The organism is Vibrio sp. A37 (assembly GCF_059777565.1).
Genome location: NZ_JBLNLI010000028.1, coordinates 1 through 23555 on the forward strand (window position 1 = coordinate 1; position 23555 = coordinate 23555).

Annotated in this window: 19 protein-coding genes and 3 pseudogenes; 8 read left to right on the forward strand and 14 right to left on the reverse strand. The window is 38.3% G+C overall.

Features of this window, described 5'->3' with window-relative positions; genetic code table 11:
• Positions 1-178: 178 nt before the first annotated feature.
• The 4 genes from ACM2FC_RS21975 to ACM2FC_RS21990 all read right to left on the reverse strand — a co-directional run bounded on the left by ACM2FC_RS21975 (position 179) and on the right by ACM2FC_RS21990 (position 5087).
• A complete protein-coding gene (locus tag ACM2FC_RS21975) occupies positions 179-1096 on the reverse strand; it encodes a glycosyl hydrolase family 18 protein (protein ID WP_498483193.1) in 918 nt (305 codons plus the stop codon).
• A gap of 1019 nt (positions 1097-2115) precedes the next feature.
• Complete coding sequence (locus tag ACM2FC_RS21980; RefSeq protein WP_498483194.1) at positions 2116-2583, reverse strand: hypothetical protein; 468 nt, start codon at positions 2581-2583, stop codon at positions 2116-2118.
• 889 nt (positions 2584-3472) lie between these two features.
• Positions 3473-3892: a hypothetical protein gene (locus ACM2FC_RS21985; protein ID WP_498483195.1), complete on the reverse strand. Its 420-nt coding sequence runs from the start codon at positions 3890-3892 to the stop codon at positions 3473-3475.
• A 613-nt stretch (positions 3893-4505) separates the two neighbouring features.
• Positions 4506-5087: a DUF2913 family protein gene (locus ACM2FC_RS21990; RefSeq protein WP_498483196.1), complete on the reverse strand. Its 582-nt coding sequence runs from the start codon at positions 5085-5087 to the stop codon at positions 4506-4508.
• A gap of 407 nt (positions 5088-5494) precedes the next feature.
• Here ACM2FC_RS21990 and ACM2FC_RS21995 point away from each other — a divergent pair, with 407 nt between their 5' ends.
• Positions 5495-5971: a MarR family winged helix-turn-helix transcriptional regulator gene (locus ACM2FC_RS21995; RefSeq protein ID WP_498483197.1), complete on the forward strand. Its 477-nt coding sequence runs from the start codon at positions 5495-5497 to the stop codon at positions 5969-5971.
• 55 nt (positions 5972-6026) lie between these two features.
• On the opposite strand, the gene ACM2FC_RS22000 is transcribed toward ACM2FC_RS21995, so the two are convergent.
• Positions 6027-7304, reverse strand: a complete 1278-nt coding sequence (locus ACM2FC_RS22000; RefSeq protein WP_498483198.1) for an MFS transporter — start codon at positions 7302-7304, stop codon at positions 6027-6029.
• A gap of 807 nt (positions 7305-8111) precedes the next feature.
• On the opposite strand from ACM2FC_RS22000, the gene ACM2FC_RS22005 reads away from it, so the two are divergent.
• Positions 8112-8672 carry a substrate-binding periplasmic protein gene (locus tag ACM2FC_RS22005; RefSeq protein WP_498483199.1) on the forward strand — a complete coding sequence of 187 codons (561 nt, stop codon included), beginning with the start codon at positions 8112-8114 and terminating at the stop codon, positions 8670-8672.
• A 130-nt stretch (positions 8673-8802) separates the two neighbouring features.
• Positions 8803-9156 carry an IS200/IS605 family transposase gene (gene tnpA, locus ACM2FC_RS22010; RefSeq protein ID WP_498483200.1) on the forward strand — a complete coding sequence of 118 codons (354 nt, stop codon included), beginning with the start codon at positions 8803-8805 and terminating at the stop codon, positions 9154-9156.
• Between the two features lie 15 nt (positions 9157-9171).
• Here tnpA and ACM2FC_RS22015 read toward each other — a convergent pair whose 3' ends face one another.
• From ACM2FC_RS22015 to ACM2FC_RS22025, 3 genes and pseudogenes are all read right to left on the reverse strand, one after another.
• Positions 9172-9933 (reverse strand): 4'-phosphopantetheinyl transferase family protein, encoded by a 762-nt coding sequence (locus ACM2FC_RS22015; RefSeq protein ID WP_498483201.1) that lies wholly within the window; start codon positions 9931-9933, stop codon positions 9172-9174.
• A gap of 18 nt (positions 9934-9951) precedes the next feature.
• A pseudogene (locus tag ACM2FC_RS22020) lies at positions 9952-10170 on the reverse strand (Bcr/CflA family drug resistance efflux transporter); the annotation flags it as partial.
• On the reverse strand, positions 10125-10850 hold the full coding sequence (locus tag ACM2FC_RS22025) for a condensation domain-containing protein (protein ID WP_498483202.1): 726 nt from the start codon (positions 10848-10850) through the stop codon (positions 10125-10127). The pseudogene ACM2FC_RS22020 and the gene ACM2FC_RS22025, both read right to left, overlap by 46 nt.
• A gap of 1143 nt (positions 10851-11993) precedes the next feature.
• On the opposite strand from ACM2FC_RS22025, the gene ACM2FC_RS22030 reads away from it, so the two are divergent.
• The 3 genes and pseudogenes from ACM2FC_RS22030 to ACM2FC_RS22040 all read left to right on the forward strand — a co-directional run bounded on the left by ACM2FC_RS22030 (position 11994) and on the right by ACM2FC_RS22040 (position 14075).
• Positions 11994-13085, forward strand: coding sequence for a hypothetical protein (locus tag ACM2FC_RS22030; protein ID WP_498483203.1), 1092 nt, complete (start codon positions 11994-11996; stop codon positions 13083-13085).
• Between the two features lie 289 nt (positions 13086-13374).
• Positions 13375-13769 (forward strand): annotated as a pseudogene (locus ACM2FC_RS22035) (GNAT family N-acetyltransferase); the annotation flags it as partial.
• A gap of 180 nt (positions 13770-13949) precedes the next feature.
• Complete coding sequence (locus ACM2FC_RS22040; protein WP_498483204.1) at positions 13950-14075, forward strand: hypothetical protein; 126 nt, start codon at positions 13950-13952, stop codon at positions 14073-14075.
• Between the two features lie 641 nt (positions 14076-14716).
• Here the strand turns inward: ACM2FC_RS22040 and ACM2FC_RS22045 are convergent.
• The 5 genes and pseudogenes from ACM2FC_RS22045 to fnr form a co-directional block, all read right to left on the reverse strand.
• Positions 14717-17611, reverse strand: coding sequence for a hypothetical protein (locus ACM2FC_RS22045; RefSeq protein ID WP_498483205.1), 2895 nt, complete (start codon positions 17609-17611; stop codon positions 14717-14719).
• Positions 17612-18130: 519 nt separating this feature from the next.
• Positions 18131-18271 carry a transposase gene (locus tag ACM2FC_RS22050; protein ID WP_498483206.1) on the reverse strand — a complete coding sequence of 47 codons (141 nt, stop codon included), beginning with the start codon at positions 18269-18271 and terminating at the stop codon, positions 18131-18133.
• Between the two features lie 628 nt (positions 18272-18899).
• Positions 18900-18989 carry a hypothetical protein gene (locus ACM2FC_RS22055; RefSeq protein WP_498483207.1) on the reverse strand — a complete coding sequence of 30 codons (90 nt, stop codon included), beginning with the start codon at positions 18987-18989 and terminating at the stop codon, positions 18900-18902.
• A pseudogene (locus ACM2FC_RS22060) lies at positions 18952-19236 on the reverse strand (transposase family protein); the annotation flags it as partial. The gene ACM2FC_RS22055 and the pseudogene ACM2FC_RS22060, both read right to left, overlap by 38 nt.
• Before the next feature lie 586 nt (positions 19237-19822).
• Entirely contained in the window at positions 19823-20557 is a 735-nt protein-coding gene (fnr, locus tag ACM2FC_RS22065; RefSeq protein WP_498483208.1) for a fumarate/nitrate reduction transcriptional regulator Fnr, read from the reverse strand.
• Positions 20558-20809: 252 nt separating this feature from the next.
• Between fnr and ACM2FC_RS22070 the strand changes: the two genes are divergently transcribed.
• Positions 20810-21460: a transporter substrate-binding domain-containing protein gene (locus ACM2FC_RS22070; protein WP_498483209.1), complete on the forward strand. Its 651-nt coding sequence runs from the start codon at positions 20810-20812 to the stop codon at positions 21458-21460.
• 466 nt (positions 21461-21926) lie between these two features.
• Here the strand turns inward: ACM2FC_RS22070 and ACM2FC_RS22075 are convergent, their stop codons facing one another.
• Positions 21927-22880 (reverse strand): lactate/malate family dehydrogenase, encoded by a 954-nt coding sequence (locus ACM2FC_RS22075; protein ID WP_498483210.1) that lies wholly within the window; start codon positions 22878-22880, stop codon positions 21927-21929.
• A 273-nt stretch (positions 22881-23153) separates the two neighbouring features.
• On the opposite strand from ACM2FC_RS22075, the gene ACM2FC_RS22080 reads away from it, so the two are divergent.
• On the forward strand, positions 23154-23420 hold the full coding sequence (locus ACM2FC_RS22080) for a type II toxin-antitoxin system TacA family antitoxin (RefSeq protein ID WP_498483211.1): 267 nt from the start codon (positions 23154-23156) through the stop codon (positions 23418-23420).
• The last annotated feature ends 135 nt before the right edge of the window (positions 23421-23555 follow it).

Consider the following 23555-nt stretch of genomic DNA (forward strand, 5'->3'; position numbering starts at 1 on the left):
ACGCAACAATAAATATAAAAACCGTCGGGCTGGCGGGGCTAGCTTAGGGAGCGACAGGATCGGGGGTTGGAGCAATCCAGTCTAGTGAAGGCGTGTTGAACTTTATGGGGAGGAGTATGTCAAAAAGGAGCAGAGACAATTATCCAACTTTAGGGAATAATTATCTCTGCCAATAATATTATGAATTAGTTTTAGGAACTAAGCAGTTAGGAGTGACTGTTATAGTGTCAGAGCCATATTCTCCTTTATCGAGAGCTTTGACATAATCCGTAGAGTTTGAAGTTAAATTAAAGACCATTAATCCTCCCCAACCTTGCTGGATAGCATTACTTGCAATTGAAGAGGCAGTATTCGCATCAGTGTATGTAGTGCTAACCGAAGCATATAAATCGTTTTGTGACATGCCATAATCTGTGTATGGTGATATAGCACTTATCCCGCCCGGGTAAGATCCTGGAGTTGCAGAGTCTAGAAAGTCAGCAAGTTTTACGTTGTATTTCCCGTAATTGGCAGAAAAAACACTGTGGTCCCACAATAGTACCTTTTGTATTATTTTATCTTTGAATTTTGGGTTTTGCTTTAAAGCCTGTGTGATCATGATCATTGATGTATCGTTGGGAATACAACTACTGTATTCATCATCAATAGCAATACCATCAAGATGATATTTTTGAACAAAATCGGCTATTTTGTCCGCAAAAACTTTCACTGAACTAGGGTCTGTCATACAGCTCCATCCCGAGTTTTGCTGGCCTCCTGCTATTCCAACAAGCACCTTAACCCCTTTTTCTTGAACTTCACTTATTTGGTTTGTGTCATTGAATAATTTACTATCATACTGATTTAAGTAAATGCTAGGGTTATTAGGGTCCTTACCATGAATATTTGCAGCAAAAACGACAGCTTCATCAAAGAAAGGAGTTTGGTAGGTTTTCGTTCCATCTTGTGAAGTTTGAGTCTGCATAAAACATGCGGCATTAGATAAAGCATTATCATTAGTTTCTACATAAGCAACATTGGTAAAGGCATAAGCAGATGTACATATTACTGCTAAAGAAGCTACTGTGATAAGTTTACCAAATTCGGAATATCTCATATTTTAAAATCCCTTGCTTTTAAAGTTCGTCACGTAGGTTACTAAGCTAAAAAGGCGGGAAATGAGATGGAGATAACAAAGTATTTATCGCTAACCATAAAAAAATGTTTTTTTTGGTTAGAACTACACCACTCTGACTGCTTGGGTGACTAAAAATAACAATTTATGTTTATTTATCAATATGCATGTTAGACTACTTGGTTATAAAATTCTGTCATATTTAACTTGAATATTGCGTAAACACTTAACCCTTTACACCTAAGTACCTTGTTTGGCATGTATGGATTTATATAAATATTATTTATATTATCTTGGTGTATTTTAGATTCATGATTATAGTTAGATTCTGAAATAAATTTCGAAATCATATCTATAGTTCACTCCCTAATGTAGGTACTTTATGACTTTATCTAAGGCAATGAAATATAGGGGTTTAACTCATTAGGCGTAGAGGCTTGATTTTACCCGGACCTTTGCTTGATTTCATCTGACTTTTTCGGCTCAGATTAGTTGGGAATATAAATCAAGTACGGCTTGAGCTGGTTAAAAATGTGTTCGATTTAGTTAAGAACGAGTTTGATTTCATCCTGATGTGCTCACTTTAGTTGCGAATATAATTTTCAGCGATTTATAGTTCAATCAAACGTAGGTTTAAGAAAACTTTCTTCTTGAGGGGCTAACTAATTGAAACATCTTCCTTATTAACTGGTTCAAAAAAATAGTTCACTCTACATATGAGTTTTTTGTACTTTTGCTGATTCTTAACCAATGCGAGCACGGTAGTTATGTTCTTAAGCTCATTCTGAACTAAAGTGAGCACGTCTAGCCGGATAAAATCAAGTAGCCAGCATGGATATCATCGGGACTCATCCTTTCTACTCACACCGTTCCCCATAGAGACTTTGAAATCGCTATACATCAAGCCGTTCAAAAATTAAACCACTCTGAATGCTAGTTACTTAAGTCTCTGATACCAAAAAACTGGATGTTTAGCGATTAGTGTTTACGTTAACAATTTACTAAGAGGCTGGTTCTACGTATAAATCGTTATTTTTAAGAACAAGGTTAAAGGCCTTATTGCCAGAATTATCAACTCCATCAATAGAAAACGATGTCTGTATTCCATTGGTACAGTTAATTTGAACATTGAGGTATGATTTATAAACATCATCTGGACCATTTATATTTACGTAATTTTGCATCAAATATGAATAAGTATCATCTTTAGGACAGTTGCCACCTACGTTTAACATTAATACTGATGTAGTATTTCTTTTAATGTGAGCATCTTCAATGCCAGGCTGACTACTACGATAATTGCCAAAATAGATATCTTCATTAGTAAATAAATCATGTACGTTGATGAAAGTATAGTTAGACGTACTTATATCATCAGATAGATGATTGCTAGCATATACGCCACATGAAACAAAAAAGAATAGTAGAATTCCCATTTTTTTTATAATGCTTTTAAAAAGTGTTGACATTAAATTATTACCTTATTGATTAACCTTCATCATTACATTTTGAAGGACGTTCTAAAAAATCTTACTAAGGTCGGTAAGTGACCATAATTTTGAAATTACTCTCCGAGTAATCACTTTTTTTATTTTTAGAATTAGCATTACCATACCAGCGACCTGAATAGCACTGAGTTAAAAATACATATTTCATTGTATTATAAAGAAAAAAGATAAATATTCCATCTTGGGGGGAACGATTTTCATATCAATTTTTCTGTTTTGATAATTAAACATACTATAAAAAATGATAATTTATGTATATTTACCAGAAAGTTATGGTTAAGTTATTTGATTGTAGTAATCTCTTTTGTTTATTTTTAATGCCACGTAAAAACTCAGCCCTTTACATGTAAGTACTTTTTAACATGAATAAATTAAAACATCATATTAGTTATTATATTGATATTATCTAAGGGTATTTTCTATTATAGGGTACGCTTCCGATACTTTGATGAAAGGCGCATTCCAATTGGTAAGTTCTCAGACCTGATAAACATATTCACACTTGATGAGATCGTGAGTCTAAAATAGAAATAAAAAAGTAGAAACCCTTGAAGAGAAAGGTTTCTACTTAAATACATCGACACTTTGGACTGGTTATTTGTCAGTAAACCAATGAAGATACCAAGACAACCTTCAAAACCACATTACCAAACCATTATCTTGATAAATGGATGGGCTAGTATCACTCGGTAGATAAAGCAATTAGATCGCAACTTACTCCGGCCATCGAAACTTTGAAGTCGCTAAACATAAAACTAGAATACTTCAAATTAAATGTACGGCAAATATCAGTGAAAGAAAGACACTCTATGTTTATCCAAAAATCACGCTTAATAAAATGGATAATAATCTAGTTTTGGGCTGAAGTTACTGTGACGTATTCTGTAGTCGGGTTATCATTTGCAAATCCAGCTGATAGTAAATCATCACCATCAATATATGCAGACGTACTGTTTGGCAAATAAATATTTCCTTGAATGTAAAAGTCGATATGATTAGTATCTTTTTCTATATAATACATCGTCAAAAACTGTGACTGAGTTTCATCGGTAGAATGATTATAATTATTATTAGTTTCAGCAGTGCCCGATAATACGTCCGAAGAAGAAAAGCTAACCGATAAGTCGCCACACGTCCTAGAAAAGTTACGCATGTTATTTCTTCTTTCTAATCTAAAATTACTATATGTTACAGGCCACTTTGAAGCATAATCATCAGATATAGAGCTATTTTTATCAATTGTATTATCTGGAGAACCATTAACTGTCATTACCATAGAGCACCTTAGCTCTTTTATAGGCCCCCTGAAAGTATATACCTTAACATTATATGATGCACTGTCATTTAAAGGAAGTATTGGAGATGCTGTGGGTATTTTTTCATTCGCATATGTAAAACTAGAAAAAAAAATGACAGCTCCGACAAGTAATTTACTTTTTTCATTATTTAATACACCTTCTACATTTTCAGCTAAGCTGTTATTACAATATAATAGCTTAGGATTATATTAAACTGGTTAGATGTAACTTAAGTTAATGTATTTTTACTTAAGAAAATAATAACGATTAAGAAATGTTTTTAAAGTTAAAAATTATTAAATAATTAGGTAATGACACTAACCTTGATTTTGAACAATTTTAAAGTTTTTCTTGATGATTTTTTAGTTCTTGAGCCTAAAATCGAAATAAAAAAGTAGAAACCCGAATAGAAAGATTTCTACTTAAAAGTTCCACACTATGGAGTGATCGATTGTCAGTAAATCAATGTTAATCGGGTTTGAAGTACATCGGAACAGAAAACAACTATAAGGGTTAAATTGCTATTTTTAAACAGATAAAACTTTTGAATGAAATTGCATGGTGACAGTAGGGTAAACATAACACCTACCCCACCAAAGAGTGTATTAAAAAGTGAGCGACGTTTTGCTCTTTATGCCATGTTTTCATTTCTGCTGAGAAGTCAGGGTATTCATTGATGGCATTGAAAAGAGATGGGATACGCTCGGAGCGAACTTGGATAGAAACTGGCTTAATTTGCTTTAAGCTATCAAAGCAATCGGTGAGCTGCTCTTCTATGATGTAAAGAATGTCCGATTCCACCTCATCACCTTCTTGGTAAAGCAAAGAGCCGAACTCCTCTTTCTCGTTTAAATGCACTAAGAGATCATAGAATTGATGCGCTCCTAAACTGCTTGTTTGTGCCTTTCGGCTCAATTCATATAAACGCGCTTCTAAATGTCCCGTTGGATGTCGAGCGATTTCCAGTAACCGCTTGATCTCATTTTTAACCGGTTTCCATTTGGGCTGCTTTAGTTTTGGCTTAAGGAAACGAATGAGTAATTTGTTTCTAGACGCTCTAGAGACGCGTCTTGAGCACAACGAGGCTTCCATTAAGACATGCAGTAAGGAGTAGGTGACTAGGTCACGTAAACAGAAGTAATACTCAAAATCTTTATCAACTTTCACGGTTCTTAAATACAGCTAAGGCTAAATGTTATGCTATTGAGTTGGGTTCTTCTGATACACCAGAATCAATCGAACATTACACTTTTTCGGCGTTTAACTCAAATTTTTGATGAAACTAGGTGAGGTCTCTTTAGAGACGATTACTAAAATCGTGGATTTAGCATAATAGGTATAATCATCACCACGTTTGTAACTGCAATATAGTAATGTCACTATTTAGCCAGATTAAAATGTCACCTTAGTATACGTTTCTTATTACGGATTTGTTGGCTAAGGATTCAAGACATGCTGATAACGATGAGTGAACATGATATTAACCGTTTTAAAGCCCTTCCGCTCAAAGGGTTGAGGCTGTGTGTTAATATAGACTAAAATCAGCCTATCGATGACCAACGAAAACGCAATCCGTGGAACCAACTGAAAAAGTCTTGACTTCCCTAAGGAAAATCATACGAGCTACAGACATTCACTCAAAAAAGTTAGCAAAAACAACCGGACTCACTGCACCACAAATTTTGCTGCTTAACGCTATCAACCGAGAAGATACGAAAACCATAAAAGAGATAGCTGAGAGCATTAGTTTGAGCCAGGCCACAGTAACCTCTATTCTTGATCGACTTGAGAGAAAAAGCTTAGTTATACGGCGTCGTTCCGATTTGGATAGACGAAAGTTTTTCGTCCATTTGACCGACGAAGGAGTTAAGACGCTCTCCAAGGCACCGACGCCACTCCAAGAACAGTTCTCAGAAAGTTTTAACAGGTTGGAAAGTTGGGAGCAGAATATGATTATTGCTTCCCTGCAACGCTTAGAGAGTATGATGAATGCACAAGATATTGATGCATCTCCCCTTCTAGATCTTGATACTGTCTCTCGTTCTCAGTGATCAACTCTACAGCAGAACCGAAAATAGTTCTGCTGTTCTAAAGGAGTGTTAAAGCTTAGCTTGCTGATAAGTTAGATTGGCTTTTTTCACCTAAGTTAAAAACCAACGGCAAAACGCACAGTAGCCCCACTATTAATGTAATGGCAAATAAATAGATAAGACTGTGTACATTAATATGAGTTATTTCTGTGGCTATCATTGGCGCAAAACCACTAATAGCGGCGCCTAAACCATAACTTGCACAGCAGCCACTACTTCTGATTTTCTTAGGGAAAATTTCCGAGAATATTGGTGTCGATGCTCCTTGGATAACGCATATTAAAACGGTCATTATTAACATGCCGAAGTAAATACTTGAAATATGATTTGATAGAATCAGTCCAAATACCATCGGTAAGAGAATAATATGTAATATTATTCCCACTAAGGTAAGTTGGGCTCGACCTACAATGTCTGAGATATAACCAAACAATGGGTACAGCAAGCAAGCGATGGCAAGTATTACTGCATTTAAAATAAGTGACTCATCTAAAGTCATATGACTATGTTGAGTAAAGAAGGTGATGAAATAGACAAAGTCTAAATAGAAAATAACACCCAGAACCGCAGCCAAAAGTGTCGAAATAGTGAACCTAAACTTATGCTTTTTCCATAACTGTTTGTAGGTATTCTGATGTCCTTTCGGGTGTTTAAACTCTTTCTGCTCTATAGCAGAAACCTCTCGTAGCTCCTTACGAATAGAAAAGAAGTAAAACGCTAGCAGTAATCCACCAATAGCAAAGGTAATTCGCCATGTGTACTGCACCCACTCATGTGGGAGAGAGTTCACTACAATATAACTCACAGCAGAGGCGAGCAAAAATCCCAAAACAGACACTGTTAATGCAACGCCAGTATAAACCCCGGTGTTTTTCAAATTCCTGTTTTCATTGGTTACCACAATTAGACTAGCAAACTGCCCACCTGCTGATAGTCCTTGTAGAATACGAATAAGAACTAGCAAGATAGGCGCAGCAATACCAATAGTTTGATAGCCAGGAAGCAGAGCGACGGCGAATGTCGATGCTCCCATCATAACAATGGCAAGGTTCATACTGTAATAACGGCCAATTCTGTCACCAAGCCAACCAAATACAAAGCCGCCTATTGGCCGCGCAAGAAAACCTATCGCAAATGTTGCAAATGCGAGTAAAATACTTGCGAATTTACTTTGTGTACTAAAAAAAACACTTCCAATTATTGAAGCGAAATAGCCGAAAACGCAAAAATCATACCATTCAATAGCGTTTCCGAAGGACGTTTTGAGGGTATGAGCAATTTTCTTTTGTAACACATTCTACCTATTAGTTTGAAATACGCTTAGTATTCTAAGTACTTTTTGTTAGTTAACAAGCTATCAAGTTAAAATTTAATTACTCAAACTTAGTTTGTATGGTTGCGTGTGGTGATGAATTGAATTGAGCTGAGATTATTGCCAACTTGAAGAACTTTACGGCATGGCTCTGAGTAAATTCAAGTTCGCGGACAACCTGCTTTTAGTGTGATCCTATCTTTTGTATTGAGCTAAATATGGAGATGCTTTTGCTTATTCTCTCGGTGCTGATACATTTAGAATGATTATTTGTTTTGGTTCTATTACCTGCCCTGTAGGTAAAGACAAACGCTCTCCTATCATTTGAAACCCTTGCCAAGGTTTAGCGATTCCAAGTTCCCTACCCTCATACATTCGAATGAGCCGAATACCGTTTACTTAAGGTGAGCGGCAATGTTTTTCTTGAGTTATGTGTACTTGAGGTATATTTCCAAAATCAGGCATCAGAACCTAGCAGAAAGATCAAAGGTTTGACTATATTTTAACTATGAATACAGAGCGAATATAAATCTAATGTGGAAATTCGTATATCAAGCTATAAAAGTTACTTATTGCAGACTATTCTTACTCACATCAGTTTTTTTTCTCTCACCAACTCATTCGACTGAGATTGACATAGTCACAGACGACTTTCCCCCTCTGCAGATACTAGTCAACGATAAACCTGCAGGTTATGTTGTAGAGTTCGTTCAAGAGCTTGTAAAAGATGCATCCAAAGAGTACCCGCTACGAATCAACACAATACGGTTCCTTCCATGGAAGAGAGCTATGTCGTTCACTAAAAAAACAGAGAACGTACTTTTCTTTTCTGTGGCAAGAACACCCTCCCGAGAAGATCAATTCCAATGGATAGGAAAAGTAGCAAAACATGAAGTGACACTATTTAGGTATATTGATGGGCCCAAAATCATCCCAAATAATCTAGAAGACTTAAAGCCATTTAGGTTAGGTAGTCAGTCTGGTGGTAACTTTGAAGAATATATAGAAGGCAAAGGCTTCAACCTAATTACAACTACTTATGGTCGGAAAATGCTTCAGATGTTGAGAAAAAACCGTATAGATTATACCCCGCTAGTCACTTCTAGCTATTTTTATCGTCTTGAACAGTATGGTTTAGACCCTAATGATTTTGTCCCAGTACTTAAAATCGACGACTTGTCAAAGGACCTTTGGCTAGTAGCAAGTCTAACAACTTCAGATGAGGTAGTTAGAGCACTGAAAAGCAGTTATGACCGTTTGACACAGCAGGGTGTTCTAGAACGTATCAGCAACTCTTACCATCCCGAAAGTGAAATAATGCTGAAGTATAGAAAATCTTCCTATAAGTAAAATACATTTTTATTTTCTATCCCTAAACCACCTTCTAGGAAGGTGGTGATCGTCCATTAGGGCTATGCCCGAAGGACGCTCATGTTCAAGATCTTCTCGTTTGTAACCAGCAAATGAGGAGAAAAAGAACATGAGCAGATATGAATCCGCGTCCCATGTTTATTATCGTTGTCAGTATCACATAGTGTGGACACGCAAGTACCGTTTGAAAATCTTGAAAGGGAACTTGGGTAAAGAGCTTTATCGTAGCATCTATATTTACAGCAATATGAAGAACGGTAAGGTTGTAGAGCTCAATGTTCAAGTAGACCATGTTCACTTGGTGGTGAGGCTTCCGCTTAGCTTGAGTATTTCAACATACATGGGGTTTGTTAAAGGTCGAACAGCGGTTCGATTATTTAACAAATTTCCGTATTTAAGAAAGAAAAATCTCATGCACCACTTCTTTCTACTCTACCTCCAACTTACTTCAGTCAGTGTGTGAAATTACAGGAGCGGATCAGTTACTAATGACGGTCAAAACTGACTCACTTGACTGATGAAAGTATCCTTGAATATTCGAGCCCTGTAGGTGATTTTTGCTCAGATCTTCAGTTAAGGATATAGAGAATTCACCTGTATTAATATCGATGTAATTCATTTGAGCACATTCGAAGCCAAAAAAAGATCCAACGTTAGGGTATAAGGCCTTATACAGACTTTCTTTTGCCGAAAATACTACGGTAAGTCCTCGGCTGAATTCGAAGCTACTTTTATTGAGAAGCTTGTTTTCTTGAGCATTGATGATACTTGAAGCAATTTTTCTAGCGATGTCAGGTTCAATCCAATTTTCTAAATCCACACCTATAGCCTGTCGGTGTTTAGACAATGCGGTAACTGCTATTGCATGCTTGTTCGTATGAGTAATAGAGCCGATAACTCCATTAGGCCAAATGGGAGTTCGGTCTATAGTCCTCAATATTGGGTGACTCTTTTTAGTTAAATTCAGTAAAGCTTGTTGTGCGGCAAGTCTTCCAGCTAAGTATTCTGCTCTGCGTTTTGGTACGGAACCAATCAAATCTGGTGGGAAGTCAATAGCATATCGTTGAAAGAGTTCGTCTGTGTAATTCGATTGACAATAAGATACTCGGCTCCAAGTTGTTTGAGGTAACTCAATTGGACATTCATTACTAATATCTTGTAAAAAACTCTCGCGTCTCATGAAAAACGTCTCGCAATAGGTTTGTTGTTGAGAGTGACTTCCAGATACATTATTTTTCATTTACGTGCCTACCGCCTTTTACTGAATGAGGGACTCAAGTCGTTTTACTCCACTCAAGGTCTTGATCAGTATGACGGCCATTACAATACTCACAGTTAAATAGAAAGACCCAATCGTAACTTGGCTGGATACCCACCATCTGACAATATAGCCCCCCGCAATGCCTGCAATACCCATTTGAACCGCACCGCTCAATGCAGACACCGCTCCCGCTTGCCGTTTATGCGACGCGAGTAACATGCTGATTGAAACGGGAAATGTAAATTGTTTCTTTTTCTTATTTCTTCTTTCACGTTATTGTTGAAGGGAATATTTAAATCTAACTTTGTTTGCCCTTGAATCAGATCGCTCCAATACTTTCTAGATGCGTTGCTGTCTAGGTCTTTGATATGTAATGTCTCTAATTCAACGGCTTGTTTGTAAGTGGATAAATCACATTCCGTAACGCGACCGGATAATGCATCATTGTAATAAAGAGATATTTCATCTTTTATCACTTTCATTGTTGCCGCATCAAACCCTGCATGATGTGCACAAACCAAAAAGTAAAAGTCATTACTTTTTTTGTCTTCGATCAAGAAAAATTTAATTAGTGGCTCAGCATATAAATCAAATGTACGCTCAGACAGAGCACGTATCTCCTGGGTAATATCATCAGTAACAAAACCCAGCTCATTGTAGCAATAATCAATACTAAAGCTGCCTAAATACGCTTCCTGATCTTCTCTTGAGAACGTAATGCTCAATTCTTGATGTCTATTTAAAATCTTCTCACAAGCTGATTTCAACGCCTCTTTTTTTAGGTCTCCAGAAAACTTAAAAGAAAAGCTGCAGTTATATTGAGTGCTTTTGGGATCTCTTAACCACTCTAAGAAGAATCGATATTGGTAGACTGAGATAGGAAAATTATTTTTCATTAGAACCGTACTCCCAATAATGCTTATTCATAACAAGCTGCGGAATAGTGCCCATGTGAGGAAAATACAAATCCAAGGCCCCCTGCATCCCAGATTTTAATGAGGGTTGTTAAATGGCTTCATGATTTACCTGCTTCACGGAAAGATATGTTGCGTACTTTGCAACAATTCTTTGTTTTTAATGCAGTGGTGTCTGTTTGCGGGCCGCAACAGATACCAGTCAACCTTCAAAATTACATTACCAAACGCCACCCTTGAATAAACCGCAAGGCGTTTTGTTTTGAGAGTCGGTTAAAAATCAATCAGTAAAAAACAAACACACCGTTCAAAAATCAAACTTCTCTAAGTGCAAGTTACTTTATTATTAGTGACTTAGGTAAGATTTTCGCCTAACCATTCAAATGAAGCCGCGAGCGTCTTTTTTGTCCTCTACAGGCATAACTTGGGTGAAGTAATCAAACAAATGGGTTGGTCGAGTGTTAAAATAGCGCTTAGATACTTTGATTTTGATGAAGAGACCCGGCGACGTTCTTCTGAAAATGTCTATGCTGTAGTTGAGTAAATACGCTTTTGAGTAATTGAGTATGCCTAAATTAATAGATTCTAACTTTGATTTGAAATTCACTATGCCTCGCACCAAGCTTTGCTGCGTTTGAGGCTCAACGCAGTACTCTACGTTACTATCCTAAAAAATGTGGAAATAATAGGATTACCGCTTACACAGATGGAATTGGCAACAGAACAAAGACTTCAACCTCTAAAGACATTTATGTTCAGTGTAACTAAATGACGAACCATGTTTTGAAAGGTATTTTTAAAACCCTCAGTATTAAAAAATAGTCACCACGCTTACCTCTAACTTCATGGTTCGAGGTAATCTCTGTGCGTTTCCTAGTTGTCGGTAATTTTTTCTATGCTAACTGCACATGGAAAAATTACCGAGTGCATTAAATGACATACAGAATATTTCAAAACTGAGTTTCGGCTGAAATTAGGAACTCGTTGGTGCTCACTCTCGTCAATTCAAGGGGAAAACACTATTAGCAATCATTCATATTGACGTACCTTTGTATTTAAGCAGGTACCAACCACATTTGAACGACGTACCCAATATTTACACTCATCACAAGACAAGGAATAGAAATGAAGTTATCAACGTTAGTCACAGCAATGGCATTGCTTACCCCTTTATCAGCAATGGCCGACAATACGGTAGTTGTCGACGCGGGCAGTTCGGGTTCACGTCTTTATGACTACCAATATATTCTCTCAGAGCAAGGTTTACCCACTGATTTAACGACCACTGATACAAAAGTAAGTGGTGGTATTCAGAATGTATCAAGTGTGGATTTAAACACTTACCTGTCTGAACTGTTCACGAACGTAAGTCCAGATAATGCACCAAAAGTCATTAACTTTTACTCCACTGCTGGAATGCGATTAACTCCCGCTCCTGAGCGCGATGAGATTAATAATGCAGTAGAAGATTGGATTGCCAACCATTATCCAAACTCAACTGTTAATGTGAAAACGATAAGTGGTCAAACAGAAGGAGCATATGCTTGGCTAGCAGCTAACTACCTCAATGGTTCGTTGTCCGAGGGCTCAGAATCAACCGGTATATTAGACTTAGGTGGCGCTTCAACACAAATTACGTTTGAGTCGACTTCATCAGAATCAATCCCAGTCATCGCAGGAGACACAACTTATCACCTAAACTCAAGCAGTTTTTTAGGGTTGGGGCAAGATCAAGCTCTTAGCCAGTATGTTAACCAACCCGCCTGTTTTCCCGTCGGTTATTCTCTTCCCAATGGAAAAGTGGGAACCGGAAATTTCCGTCAATGTTCAGATGATGTTAAGCCACTTATCAATGAAGTCCAAAAAGTCCGTAAGACAATTTCAGGTGCGGCAAGTCAAAATAAGTTTTATGCGATTTCAGGTTTTTACTACACGGCTGGAGAGCTCGGTTTAACCGAAGACTACTCCCTAATAAAACTAGCTGAAGCGGGGGAAAATTTCTGTTCAAGTAGCTGGAGTGATTTAGAAAGTGGGGCTTCAGGCTACGACGTCAATGATTACCTTTATAGTTACTGTTTCAACGCAGCATATCAATACACCTTAATGTCCAGTGGATATCAATTATCCGATCACAACACCACTCTTTCTGCTATCAAAAAAGTGGATGACACCAGTATAAGCTGGGCGTTGGGCGTAATAATTTCACCTAGTCTATAACTACGTCTACAAAAAATACCCTAGTAACTTAATAGGCACCGGGGTATTTTTTTGTTGATACTTCCAAGAGCACGAGCTAAGTAACAGATTCGTAGTTCTGTTACTTAGAGTGTTTGGTCGCTGTATCGGTCATCACATCGAACGAAACAAAGTCTTTTCCTTTGTAGCGCAAATGCGGATATGGCGCGGCAAAGTACACTAGCTTTTGACTCTATGCAGCGGTGCGGCATTTGGTTGTGTTGTTCAATACGAGGTTCGTTCGATAAATAATGATGATAGCCCTGTTTGCAGTCGCACAATGGTTCTTCCAAATGATGTACCTATGATTAATCAAAAGTACCCGATTTGCTTATTTTACAGTGTCGCTCCTAGCTCCATTTGTCGAGAGACCTTACCTGAGAATCTAGCGAAAAAATTGCCTCGTTACTCTGTTCCAGTTTTTTGGCAGTTCATAAAGGGTTTCATGGCAGTGGTCTAGGAAAAGTCAGCTTAATTAAGGCTCTAGAATATTTGTGGGAAGTCAATCACCATATGCGCTCATACGCGATCATCGTAGATTGTTTGACAGATTCGGCGCAGACGCTCTACCACAAATATGGTTTTGACATTTTATGTACTCACAATGGGCGCATCCGAATGTTTCTTCCAACGAAGACTGTAGAGCAGCTACTTAGTGAAAAATAACATCTATTTTTCAAATGTTTAAATTTTAGATATTACAATTAGGACATGCCCCTTATCACAGAGGCACTTGAGCCCGGTAAGATGAAGTTTACGACGCTTAATCATATGCGGATTAACCAACAAGCGCAGATTACATTAGAAAGTTTAGGCTAGCAGAACTGGCAAACGGCAGACAGGCAAGTGTTTAAAGATAAATGCCCTGTTGACCATTGTCCCGACGCGATTGTGACTTCACCAAAAGGAGACATTATCGCGATCGAAACCGAGCTAACGTTAAAAACTGTGAAGCGCTATCGAATCATTTAAAAGAGTCATATCATTGCTCAACAAAAGGGATTCTGGGGATATGTCTTTTTTGTTGTGAAAGATGAGAACTTTAAAAAGCATTTAAACAATCGCTTCCAAAGTATCGGATACGTACAGTTTGCTGAGAGGCGTATCCCGATTGGTAAGTTCGCGGGCCTGATAAACATATTCTCGCTTCATGAGCTCATGAGCCTAAAATTGAAATAAAAAAAAGTAGAAACCCTTGAAGAGAAAGATTTCTACTTAAACAGTCCGACACTTTGGAGTGATCGTTTGACAGTAAACAATGATAATAAGGCTACTCATAACTTCAAAACCACAATACCACACACCACCCCATAATAAACCGCAAAGCGTGTTGTTTTGAGGGCTGGTTAAAACTCAACCAAACCAAAATAAGAGCGCTGTTTGAAAATCAAACCACTCTGAATGCAAATTACCTAAGTATTAGCGACTTAGTTAGTTTTTTTCTTGACCCGTATTTTCAACATACGCTCAAAAGAGGCCGCGAAAGCGGCCTCAAATATTGATGCCCACCTTATCTGATCCTAGCTGTTCGTTATGAGCACATTTTTTGGGAATATAAAAAAACGATCATTTAAAGTAATATCAATTCCGTCTACATTCAGACCGAATGTTCATCATAAAAGGCTCATTGTCGTGATGCCGGAAGTCAGTTTAAACGTGCCTGATGCTCCAGAAGATTCTTGATACGACTCACTTTTTGCGCCAGCTAGACACGTAAACATTGTTGGGTTTGATGATGTAGTTTCTGGTTGGTTTGCCCATAAGAACGTACCTCCGATGACAGGTTTGGCTAATTGGTGATCATAAGAGTTTTTATCTACAACATTTGTTACGTTCATCACCCATTTACCGTTGGTATTGACCCCTTCGAATTCTCCATTTACATAAAGTGTGATGGATTTATTTGCTCCTGGGCTATGGGTGTACAATGTTGTGTCACTAACATATCTGCCATCTTCAAAATATAAATATCCGTCAGGGCTATAACAAATTTCTTGATGCCCAGTTTCGCCAGGTGACTTATAGAGTTGTTGACCGTCTACGCCTATTGTATCTGTTTCAAAGTAACCATCTACTATATGGGGATCAACGCTATTATTCCCTTGGAAGACGGCTTTAACAGTGCCCGTATTGATGACAAGAGGGTTACTTACTACATTTACACATTCACTATATTTCCCATTACCTAATGGCAGCTTGCCAGGTAGTATTACTCTGTTTGGAGCTCCAGTTATAGAGGCTTGACACCCAATCCAAGCATTAGTATTAACGTTCGGAGTGGTACTTTCGAGGGTTTGCGGGGTGTAATCAGGCTGTTTGGTCTCTGTGAAAGTTTTCTGATTTGACTTGGTGTTTACCTTGACAGTCATACCATCAATATCAGGGTCAATGCTTAACACATACTGGGTCGTTTTCACGGGTTTGTAATAGCTTCCTCCTGTATTGTACGCATTGTAGTAGTTCGCGACTGGAACTTCGTCGTTATTATTCACCAATCCAGCATGATCGGAGATGACCCCTGTCAGTGCGGCCACATCAAAGTTGCCTGTTTTATCGCTGACTGGCAGGTTCGAAAACTGGAAGCCAAGAGACTGAATGGATTTATCGCTGGGTCCCCCCGATGGTGCTTCGGAGATTCTAATGCCGGTAGAAAGAGGAATTTGGCCGGCTTGCACTGACACTAACTCTGGGTTAATTAAATCTCTTAACGAACTGGTTGATACAGCAGTTTGCAAGTGCATCGCTCCGGTATTGGTCATTGGATCGAATAACACATCGCGAAGTTGCTCAGCGGTTTTTCCCGCTAGCGCTAGATTGTCTTTAACGCCTGAGTAATCTGGATTGAGACGAACAGCAAAGGCATAGCCTTTATAGAGCGGGGCTCCACTTAAATGGCTGATTCTCATGCCGATATTCCAGCCCCCTAAGTCCGTCGATGGATAGGAATCAACAATGCTGTAGTTATTCGTTGTCGTATCAGTGGTTGATGCAGAGCCTCCGCCATTGACGACCACCCAATCTTGAGGGATATCCACGTTAAACTTGTACACGTTTCCGATGGTGCTATCTTTACTGCCATCTGCCTCGTATTTGTATACTGCCCATTCTAAACCTCCACCATTGGGGCCACCACCACCTTGGAAAACACGGTAGGAATAGGTTAAATCATCGGTTTGGATCGGATTAGCTGCCAGCTCAGCGGCAACAGAACTCACGGCATCTTGACACTGTCCAGTTTGTGTCCAGCAATCATTGGAGTATATAGAATTGATGTTTTTGAGGTTTTCCGATGCCGCAGTGAGTACATTATTTACTCGAGTGCGCTGCAAGGAATAGACGTTTGGATCACTAAGGATGGCATTTGCACGTTGTATTTCATTTTGATAAGTGTTGTAAGAGTCCACAACTTGTTGTCTCTCTTGCAAGGTATCAGCGGACGCTTCACCCAGTTGAGTTAACTGAGCAGAATTTGAGTTTGCCACGGTTTGCCCGTCAGCATTGAAACCCAAAACTTTGCCGTAATCAGCGTACGAATCAGAAAGGGTTGCCCAATAATTATTAGACTTTAAGTCTTCTTGGAATTGACCTGATTCATATCCTTTGACATCACTAAGTAAATTTGTACAGGCTGTCACTTGATCTGGTCCCGTATCCTGTTCACATGAGTTTAGATCTGCCCCTACCGCATTTGATAAATCTTCAGGCACTCCACCACGTTGCATAATCTGCATTGAAATTGTGATTCCACTAGTGCTATGAGTACTTGCGTATTCTAAAGCAGTGTGAGCGGAAACTGAGCCATATTTTGCAGAGACATTGGATTTAAAACTGGTGGCTTGATCCTTGGAGCCAAATTTTATCGTTAACACTGTGTATAAATCGGCTCCTTTGTCTTGCGAAATAACAAAGCTGTCTCCACACATATCATAGAAATTATCTAGGTTGGGCTTGTCAGCAGTGCCGAATGTAGTTTTCGCACCGTTAGACAACTCAGGAATTGAACTAAACAGCTGTTGTCCGTAAACCATTTGATAAGAGTTGATAAGTGATATGGTGGTGCTTGAATTGACCGCGTCAGCAGCAAATTGGGCAGCTCCCGACACACTAGTAATTAAGTTGTTGTAATGTACGCCCACACTAAAACCTAATTCCTGCGTGAGCTTTGAGCTAGAAATAGATGTTTCGTTATCCCATGTAGCTGAGCCATCTGGAACTAACTTAGTCAACTCAACCTGCTTGTTATCCTCTGTTGTTTCTGTTGCAACGCAAGAGACTGGTGCATCTTGTGTATAATTCATCAAATGGCTATAACCCATCGACGGCATAATGCTGGAATCACCCAACGGCTTGTTTTGTTTTTGATTTGGATTGACCTTAATACCAAGAATGACCGTTCGGTTACCTAGATATTGGATAAAGTTTGGTTTGTTTATGGAAGTCGATGCAAAGGCAAAGCTCGGAAGCAAAGAGCTTATAGCCAGTGCAATACAAGATTGACGAAATTTCATTAGCAGTCCTATTTAAACTGTATATTTGTCAATGTTGTTGTTTTTTGTAATTTAATTCATTTTAAAAATATAATTAATTTCAATTTGACGATAAAAAACAACAACTTAAGTTGAGTTTTGATTTTATTGTAAGTAAGTGTGACAAAAAAATAATAAAAACAATATTTGTTTTTTTGCTAATGAAAAAGAAATAATACTAGTATTAGAAAGTAATGGCTTTCAGTATTTATTAAAAATTAATTAGTCTTGTTTACAAAATAAAATAACTTTATTTATTAACTTAAATATTATTTGTAATAAAAAATAAATTATACAATGTGTATAAATTAGTAGTGAATACTGTTTTCATTTAATGAAAATATCAGACTCCTTTTCAAAGTCTTTCTGGCTAGATGAACATGTCAGAAGCGCTGCCTTTGTGTGTTGATAAAGAGTCGGAACTCATCAAAGTCACGACAGTGGCTCTTTGAGTTTTCGATGTTAAGGGAGGCGTATTCTGATAGCAAAAAATCGCACAGCTCATGTTGCCAGCGCTTTTCGACTTTTTTCATGGCAATAGGCGAGATCTTTCCAGTCGCCGCACTTATTCATCCCACCAAGAGTGACCGATACATGCGCGTGTGGATGCCAAGTGAGTCGCCGACCAAAGGTATGCAGCACGTAAAAATGCCAATCTCTAGCCCCTGTTGTTTGGCGGTATAAAGCAGGTTATCGACGGCCAATTGGCTGAGCTTATCAAGCAGTGCTCGGTTGTGAAGAAAGAAGGGCCAGAAGGCATCGGGCATAGTGAAAGTTATGTGCATCCATGAGCAATAAGGCAAGCGCTCTACCTGCTGAACTATTGAGCAGTCAGTGGATTTTTTATCGCAGGCAAGCATTTTAGTAACTTCACTGATTTCGACATCTCGAAGGTTGACGTCGGTCTCTACCATGTGTTGCCAGGTTTTGTTGTACTCGAAGAGGAAATTAATCAGTCTGGGCTGATAGGGTGTATTGACAGAAGTACGAGCGGCCATGGGGAATAAAGGTTAACGGAGCGTCATCTTGAATCTATTAATGATAATGATTTTTAAATTACATTAATAATATAATTGTATTGTTAAGATGATTAACAAAAGCGACGCAGCACTATACCCTATAAGGGCTAACCATATTAAATATAGAGTGGCAGTGCCAAGGCTTAAAAACAGGGATATTCCGCTTCCTCAGCTTCCAACTGCTGCGCTGCTCCAGCTTCAATTCGGGCACTGGTCAGCCCGTATTTCGCATAATTACAGATACCTTCTTTTTATGCTTGGAGCGAGTCAGCAAAGTCATGGAGTACAAAAAGCTTCGAGCGCTTAGCGAGCTGGCACCACATGTCTAACCGGTTGCTCATGTCTTGATAGGATGTCGCAGACCATAACGCTTGAAGCTGCTACCTCGTCAACGTCAATGTATTTAAGGTTCGTGAGCGCAGATATATCCAGAGAAGGTAGCGACAGAGACATAACGTGTTTGTCGATGTTCTTGACCGTTTCCCAACGAATACCAAGGTGTCGGGAAATCGCTTGAATGGTGGTATGCCGACAGAGGCCGCTAATCATTTGGCAGAACAGGTAAGTATATCGGCCGCCTTTAGAGACGAAGTCGCAATGCTCTAGTCGACGAACCGAATCAGTGGTCCGGACTTATGCTAATTCGATATCAATACAACAGGGATAACTTGAGATAGGGAGATCTCGGATGCGCCTTTGTACTTAGTGGTCAACAGTGCATGCATTACCCGTTATTGGGTCTACCGCCTTATAACGCCTATCACGGTGGCACTTTATCACAACAGATTGCGTTTGCTCGTCTAGGTTGATGGACTGAATTGACTGAGTGGAGAGCTCAAAGAGCTGATTGGGTAAATTCAACAAAATGCCACGATACACGTTAGGGTAAAGTGGTATTATAAATCAGCTAGATAGTCTGATAATCATGACACATTTAGACTCAACAAAGCGGAGAAATGCCACTAAATCTAATGCATTTTCCTTGGTTAGCTTTTTTATCATCCTAATCTGACCTACCTTTAATGACTATTATAACACTGTGCATTTAATACAGTATTATGTTCAACTTTTTAATCATTGAGTCCATAAACAGGACATCTTTAATTAGCTGGTAACGGTGACACTTTAAACTTGCATTAACAAAAATTTTGGGCGTATCATAATATTTAGCAACTTAATCTTTTTTTGTGCTTTTATCTAAAAGTGCATTTATATCATTAATTTTTATATATTTATTATCGATACTGATGATTTTTTTTCTTTGCAGTTTAGTCATGGTTCGGCTGATTGTTTCCACTGTCATCCCAAGGTAACTTGCTATATCTGAACGACTTACAGGCATACGAAACTCGTAAGGAGACAATCCCACCTTAGTAAATTGCTCTGACAGTTTAAGCAAAAAACTTGATAAGCGCTCATCCGCACTATTATTAGCTAATAGATAGCGTATATATTGGTCATTATTAATTTCATAACTCATCAATCGAAAAATGTATCTTCTAAGCTTAGGTTCTGTTTCATAAGACCTTTCGAGCCTTTTGTAAGAAATTATACAAATAGTTGAGTCCAGTGTAGCTTGTGCGAAGCTTGGATGGGCCATTTGAGAAATTGCATCGAGCCCAAGCATGTCCCCGGGGAAATGAAAAGCAGTGACTTGTTCCGAGCCACCTGGAGAGATGATGTTGCTCTTAAGTGCTCCAGAGCGGACTATGTACAAGCTACGCAATGGGTCTGAAACTTGATATAGCGTTGTTCCTTTTGTAATTGTGTATTCATTTTCCTCAATAAAATCAAGCAATATCAGTTCGTTACTATCAAGTATTTTAGGTAAACAAAGTTTATGAATGTTACAGATATCGCATTGAACAGTTACTTGTTCATCATCGTTTTCCGAAAAAGATTTCGACATAACTTATGTGTTTTTTTGATATATATCAATATTTTATCACAAAAAAATCAGAAATATAACGTTTGTTTACCTTTTAAGTTTGGCGAGAAAGGACATTTCTACTTTATGGGGAAAACGGACATTTTAAAAAAGGAGTGACCACATTTATAGGTTCAAGGTAGTAATGTCCGGTTTGAGCAATTTTAAAATTTCCTATCATGCTTATTTTCTACTATAAGGTTAAGTGGTATTAAATAATAAAAGGAATGTGTTGTGCTGAAAAATATAATGTTTATTGTGGCGATTATAACCTCATCGCCTGTTTTTGCTGTGGAAGTCTTTGCTGTCGATATTCCTGGGTTACACAATCAGAATAAAACTGGTGAATATGATGTAATCATAAAGAAAGTTGCAAATACTAAACTTATCAATTTACCAGCGATCAGGGCTGAGAGCAGCTTCAATAAAAACAATAATAGTTGCTTTTCTCCTGCGAATAAAAACCCAAACTTTTACCCCTCTTGGGTTGTAAGCGATATTATTGTTAGTAAGCCGATGGGCGTCGCCAAAGTGTATGTATTTACTCCCCGAGGAAGTGAGGGTATTTCTGACTTGTCACAATTGGTAGGGAAAAAAGTTGGGGCTAGATCTGGCTTTTCTTATGGAAAAAAAGTGGATGAGTCAGGAGTAAAGCTCATTCTTGCGAAATCAATGGAACAGAACATTAAAAAACTTCAAGCAGGACGTCTTGATGCAATAATTGATTTTACTCCAGATATGTATACTGCTTTCGAGGATATGGGAATTCAGCCGCTGACTTATAAAAAAGATAGCCCTATAGGAGTTCATAATGATAGTGTTATTTGTAAAAAAACACCCGAAACAGTGTCTTTTATCCAAAAGCTAAACTCAGTTATAAATTAATAAGATATGCTCAATCTAGTGTCGTGTATATCATTCAGCACAACACTCCAAGACAAACCCAAGCTTCTAGTATTGAAAGGCCACCATTGCGGTAGCTTTTTTGTTGGTGCATACAGGGTATGCTTAAAAGAGACCACCTTTCACAGCACTCTATTCTGTCTGATTTTATAAGAAATTTTGTATAAGTTATGCTTGTCTTCGAGCGGAGAAAACTTTCTAATATGCCCATCTATGAGCCACTTATATTTTACCTGTGAGTAATTAAACCAAAAAGCTGCTCGCGGCGGATCTTTGGTTCAGTTCTTAAGAGGTCAGTTATAATAAAGGGGCTCGCTTTATTTTTGTGTGCTTCATCATCACCACAACCGCGAGACATATACGTTTTCATCAAATCAGAAAAGCTAGCTATCTGTAGTGACGCGATAAGAGGCTCTATTTTTAGCCTCTACATCTATATTAAGGAATACTACTTATGTAACCCTGTTTCTTGACTTGCTTTTTTAATAGTCACCTTAATATTTTTTGCCGCATTCGCCAACTTCGTTTTCTCACTTTCACTCAAGTGTATATTGACTACAGATTCAGCGCCATTCCCCCCGATGATTGTAGGTAAGCTTAATACCACATCTTTTAGTCCGTATTCTCCATTCACCATAGTCGCAACAGGCAATATCGTTCTTTCATTGATGGCGATTGCTTGAATCACACGAAATACATTCGCTGAGATACCATGATTGGTATTCTTCTTTAAGCTAAGAATATCAAACCCAACTTGTACGACAGTTTCTAATAGTTCATCAATATCAAATACATCTATGTTATTGGCTTGGCAATATTCATCAATAGACTGCCCTACGACAGAGATTGAGCTCTTGGGAATAAAACAGTTCTGGCCATGTTCTCCTAACACTTGACCTGTAATATTTTTTGGATCGAGATTTAAACGCTTAGCAATAACAGTTTTCAACCTTGCGGAGTCCACGGTACAACCGCTACTGATGACTTTATTAGCCGAAAATCCTGTATTTTTCACGATAAAGTAGCAGACTATGTCACAAGGGTTAGCAACCACGATCAATATTGTGTTTGGAGCATATTGTTCGATATTTTTCGCTATATCAACGCCAATTGAACTATTGATAGAAGCTAACTCTTCACGCAGCTGCCCTTCTTTAATTTGCGCTCCTGCTGTCATCACGACGATGTCCGCTCCTTTAAGAGATGCATAATCATCGGATGCAACCAAGTTTGTGTTTCTAGAAAAATTTGATGCTTCTGTATGACTAAAATCGAGTATTTCTCCTTTTGCTATATTTACGTTGATATCGAGCAAAACCAATTCAGTGACACTACCCATCGCAAGAATATAGTTGCAAACATCTACCCCAACAGCTCCCGCACCAACAACACCTATTTTCATTCTGTACCTCTTTAAACTCAGTCGCTTATCATTAGAAAGTTTTACTGTAACGATAAAGTCACTGTTACACGACAATGGGACAAGTGGAAAATCAAAGATCTACACACTTCCCCCCCCTAAGTTAACTCTTTTATTTCCCCTAGGAATGTCCTCTCAAAGCGCCGACACATAATGGCTCCTAAAAAAGCCTCAACAGCTTTGCTTGTATATCTATTGACTACACACTGCTAAGGTTTCATCTTGTATATTCAATAGATACACAAAAGGCACTTTATGGAAACTAAATCAGCGCCAATCAATATGAGAGTGTTCCCTTCAGTCAGGGATATTATAGACGCCGCAGCTAAGGTTCAAAACCTAGAGCGATCTACATTTATACAACAAGCAGCTTTGGGTGAGGCTCAATCTGTGCTTGTCAACCAACGAGATTTTTTTCCAGATGAACAAGTCTTTAAAGCATTCGATAGCGCTCTAAATGCGTCACCTAAAGCGGATGAAGGCATGAAAGACCTTCTTTCTAGGAAAGCACCGTGGGAATAAAAGCGCCATCGATACTCACTGAAACACACCAACTTGTCTCTTTTCGTTGTTGTAACGGTATGATTTAACTAGAGACTTCGTTAGAGGTAAAATTAGACGAACTCACGAGGTCAAAAAATGCCAAAGAAAATGCTA

What these genes read in the sequence shown, in the direction of transcription:
- ACM2FC_RS22005 (WP_498483199.1), top strand. Translation starts at nt 8,112, where the DNA reads ATGTCGTTCACTAAAAAAACAGAGAACGTACTTTTCTTTTCTGTGGCA.
- ACM2FC_RS21975 (WP_498483193.1), bottom strand. Translation starts at nt 1,096, where the DNA reads ATGAGATATTCCGAATTTGGTAAACTTATCACAGTAGCTTCTTTAGCA.
- ACM2FC_RS22015 (WP_498483201.1), bottom strand. Translation starts at nt 9,933, where the DNA reads ATGAAAAATAATGTATCTGGAAGTCACTCTCAACAACAAACCTATTGC.
- ACM2FC_RS22030 (WP_498483203.1), top strand. Translation starts at nt 11,994, where the DNA reads ATGAAGTTATCAACGTTAGTCACAGCAATGGCATTGCTTACCCCTTTA.
- fnr (WP_498483208.1), bottom strand. Translation starts at nt 20,557, where the DNA reads ATGTCGAAATCTTTTTCGGAAAACGATGATGAACAAGTAACTGTTCAA.
- ACM2FC_RS22075 (WP_498483210.1), bottom strand. Translation starts at nt 22,880, where the DNA reads ATGAAAATAGGTGTTGTTGGTGCGGGAGCTGTTGGGGTAGATGTTTGC.
- ACM2FC_RS22055 (WP_498483207.1), bottom strand. Translation starts at nt 18,989, where the DNA reads ATGAGCAACCGGTTAGACATGTGGTGCCAGCTCGCTAAGCGCTCGAAG.
- ACM2FC_RS22025 (WP_498483202.1), bottom strand. Translation starts at nt 10,850, where the DNA reads ATGAAAAATAATTTTCCTATCTCAGTCTACCAATATCGATTCTTCTTA.
- ACM2FC_RS21980 (WP_498483194.1), bottom strand. Translation starts at nt 2,583, where the DNA reads ATGTCAACACTTTTTAAAAGCATTATAAAAAAAATGGGAATTCTACTA.
- ACM2FC_RS22080 (WP_498483211.1), top strand. Translation starts at nt 23,154, where the DNA reads ATGGAAACTAAATCAGCGCCAATCAATATGAGAGTGTTCCCTTCAGTC.
- ACM2FC_RS22045 (WP_498483205.1), bottom strand. Translation starts at nt 17,611, where the DNA reads ATGAAATTTCGTCAATCTTGTATTGCACTGGCTATAAGCTCTTTGCTT.
- ACM2FC_RS21985 (WP_498483195.1), bottom strand. Translation starts at nt 3,892, where the DNA reads ATGACAGTTAATGGTTCTCCAGATAATACAATTGATAAAAATAGCTCT.
- tnpA (WP_498483200.1), top strand. Translation starts at nt 8,803, where the DNA reads ATGAGCAGATATGAATCCGCGTCCCATGTTTATTATCGTTGTCAGTAT.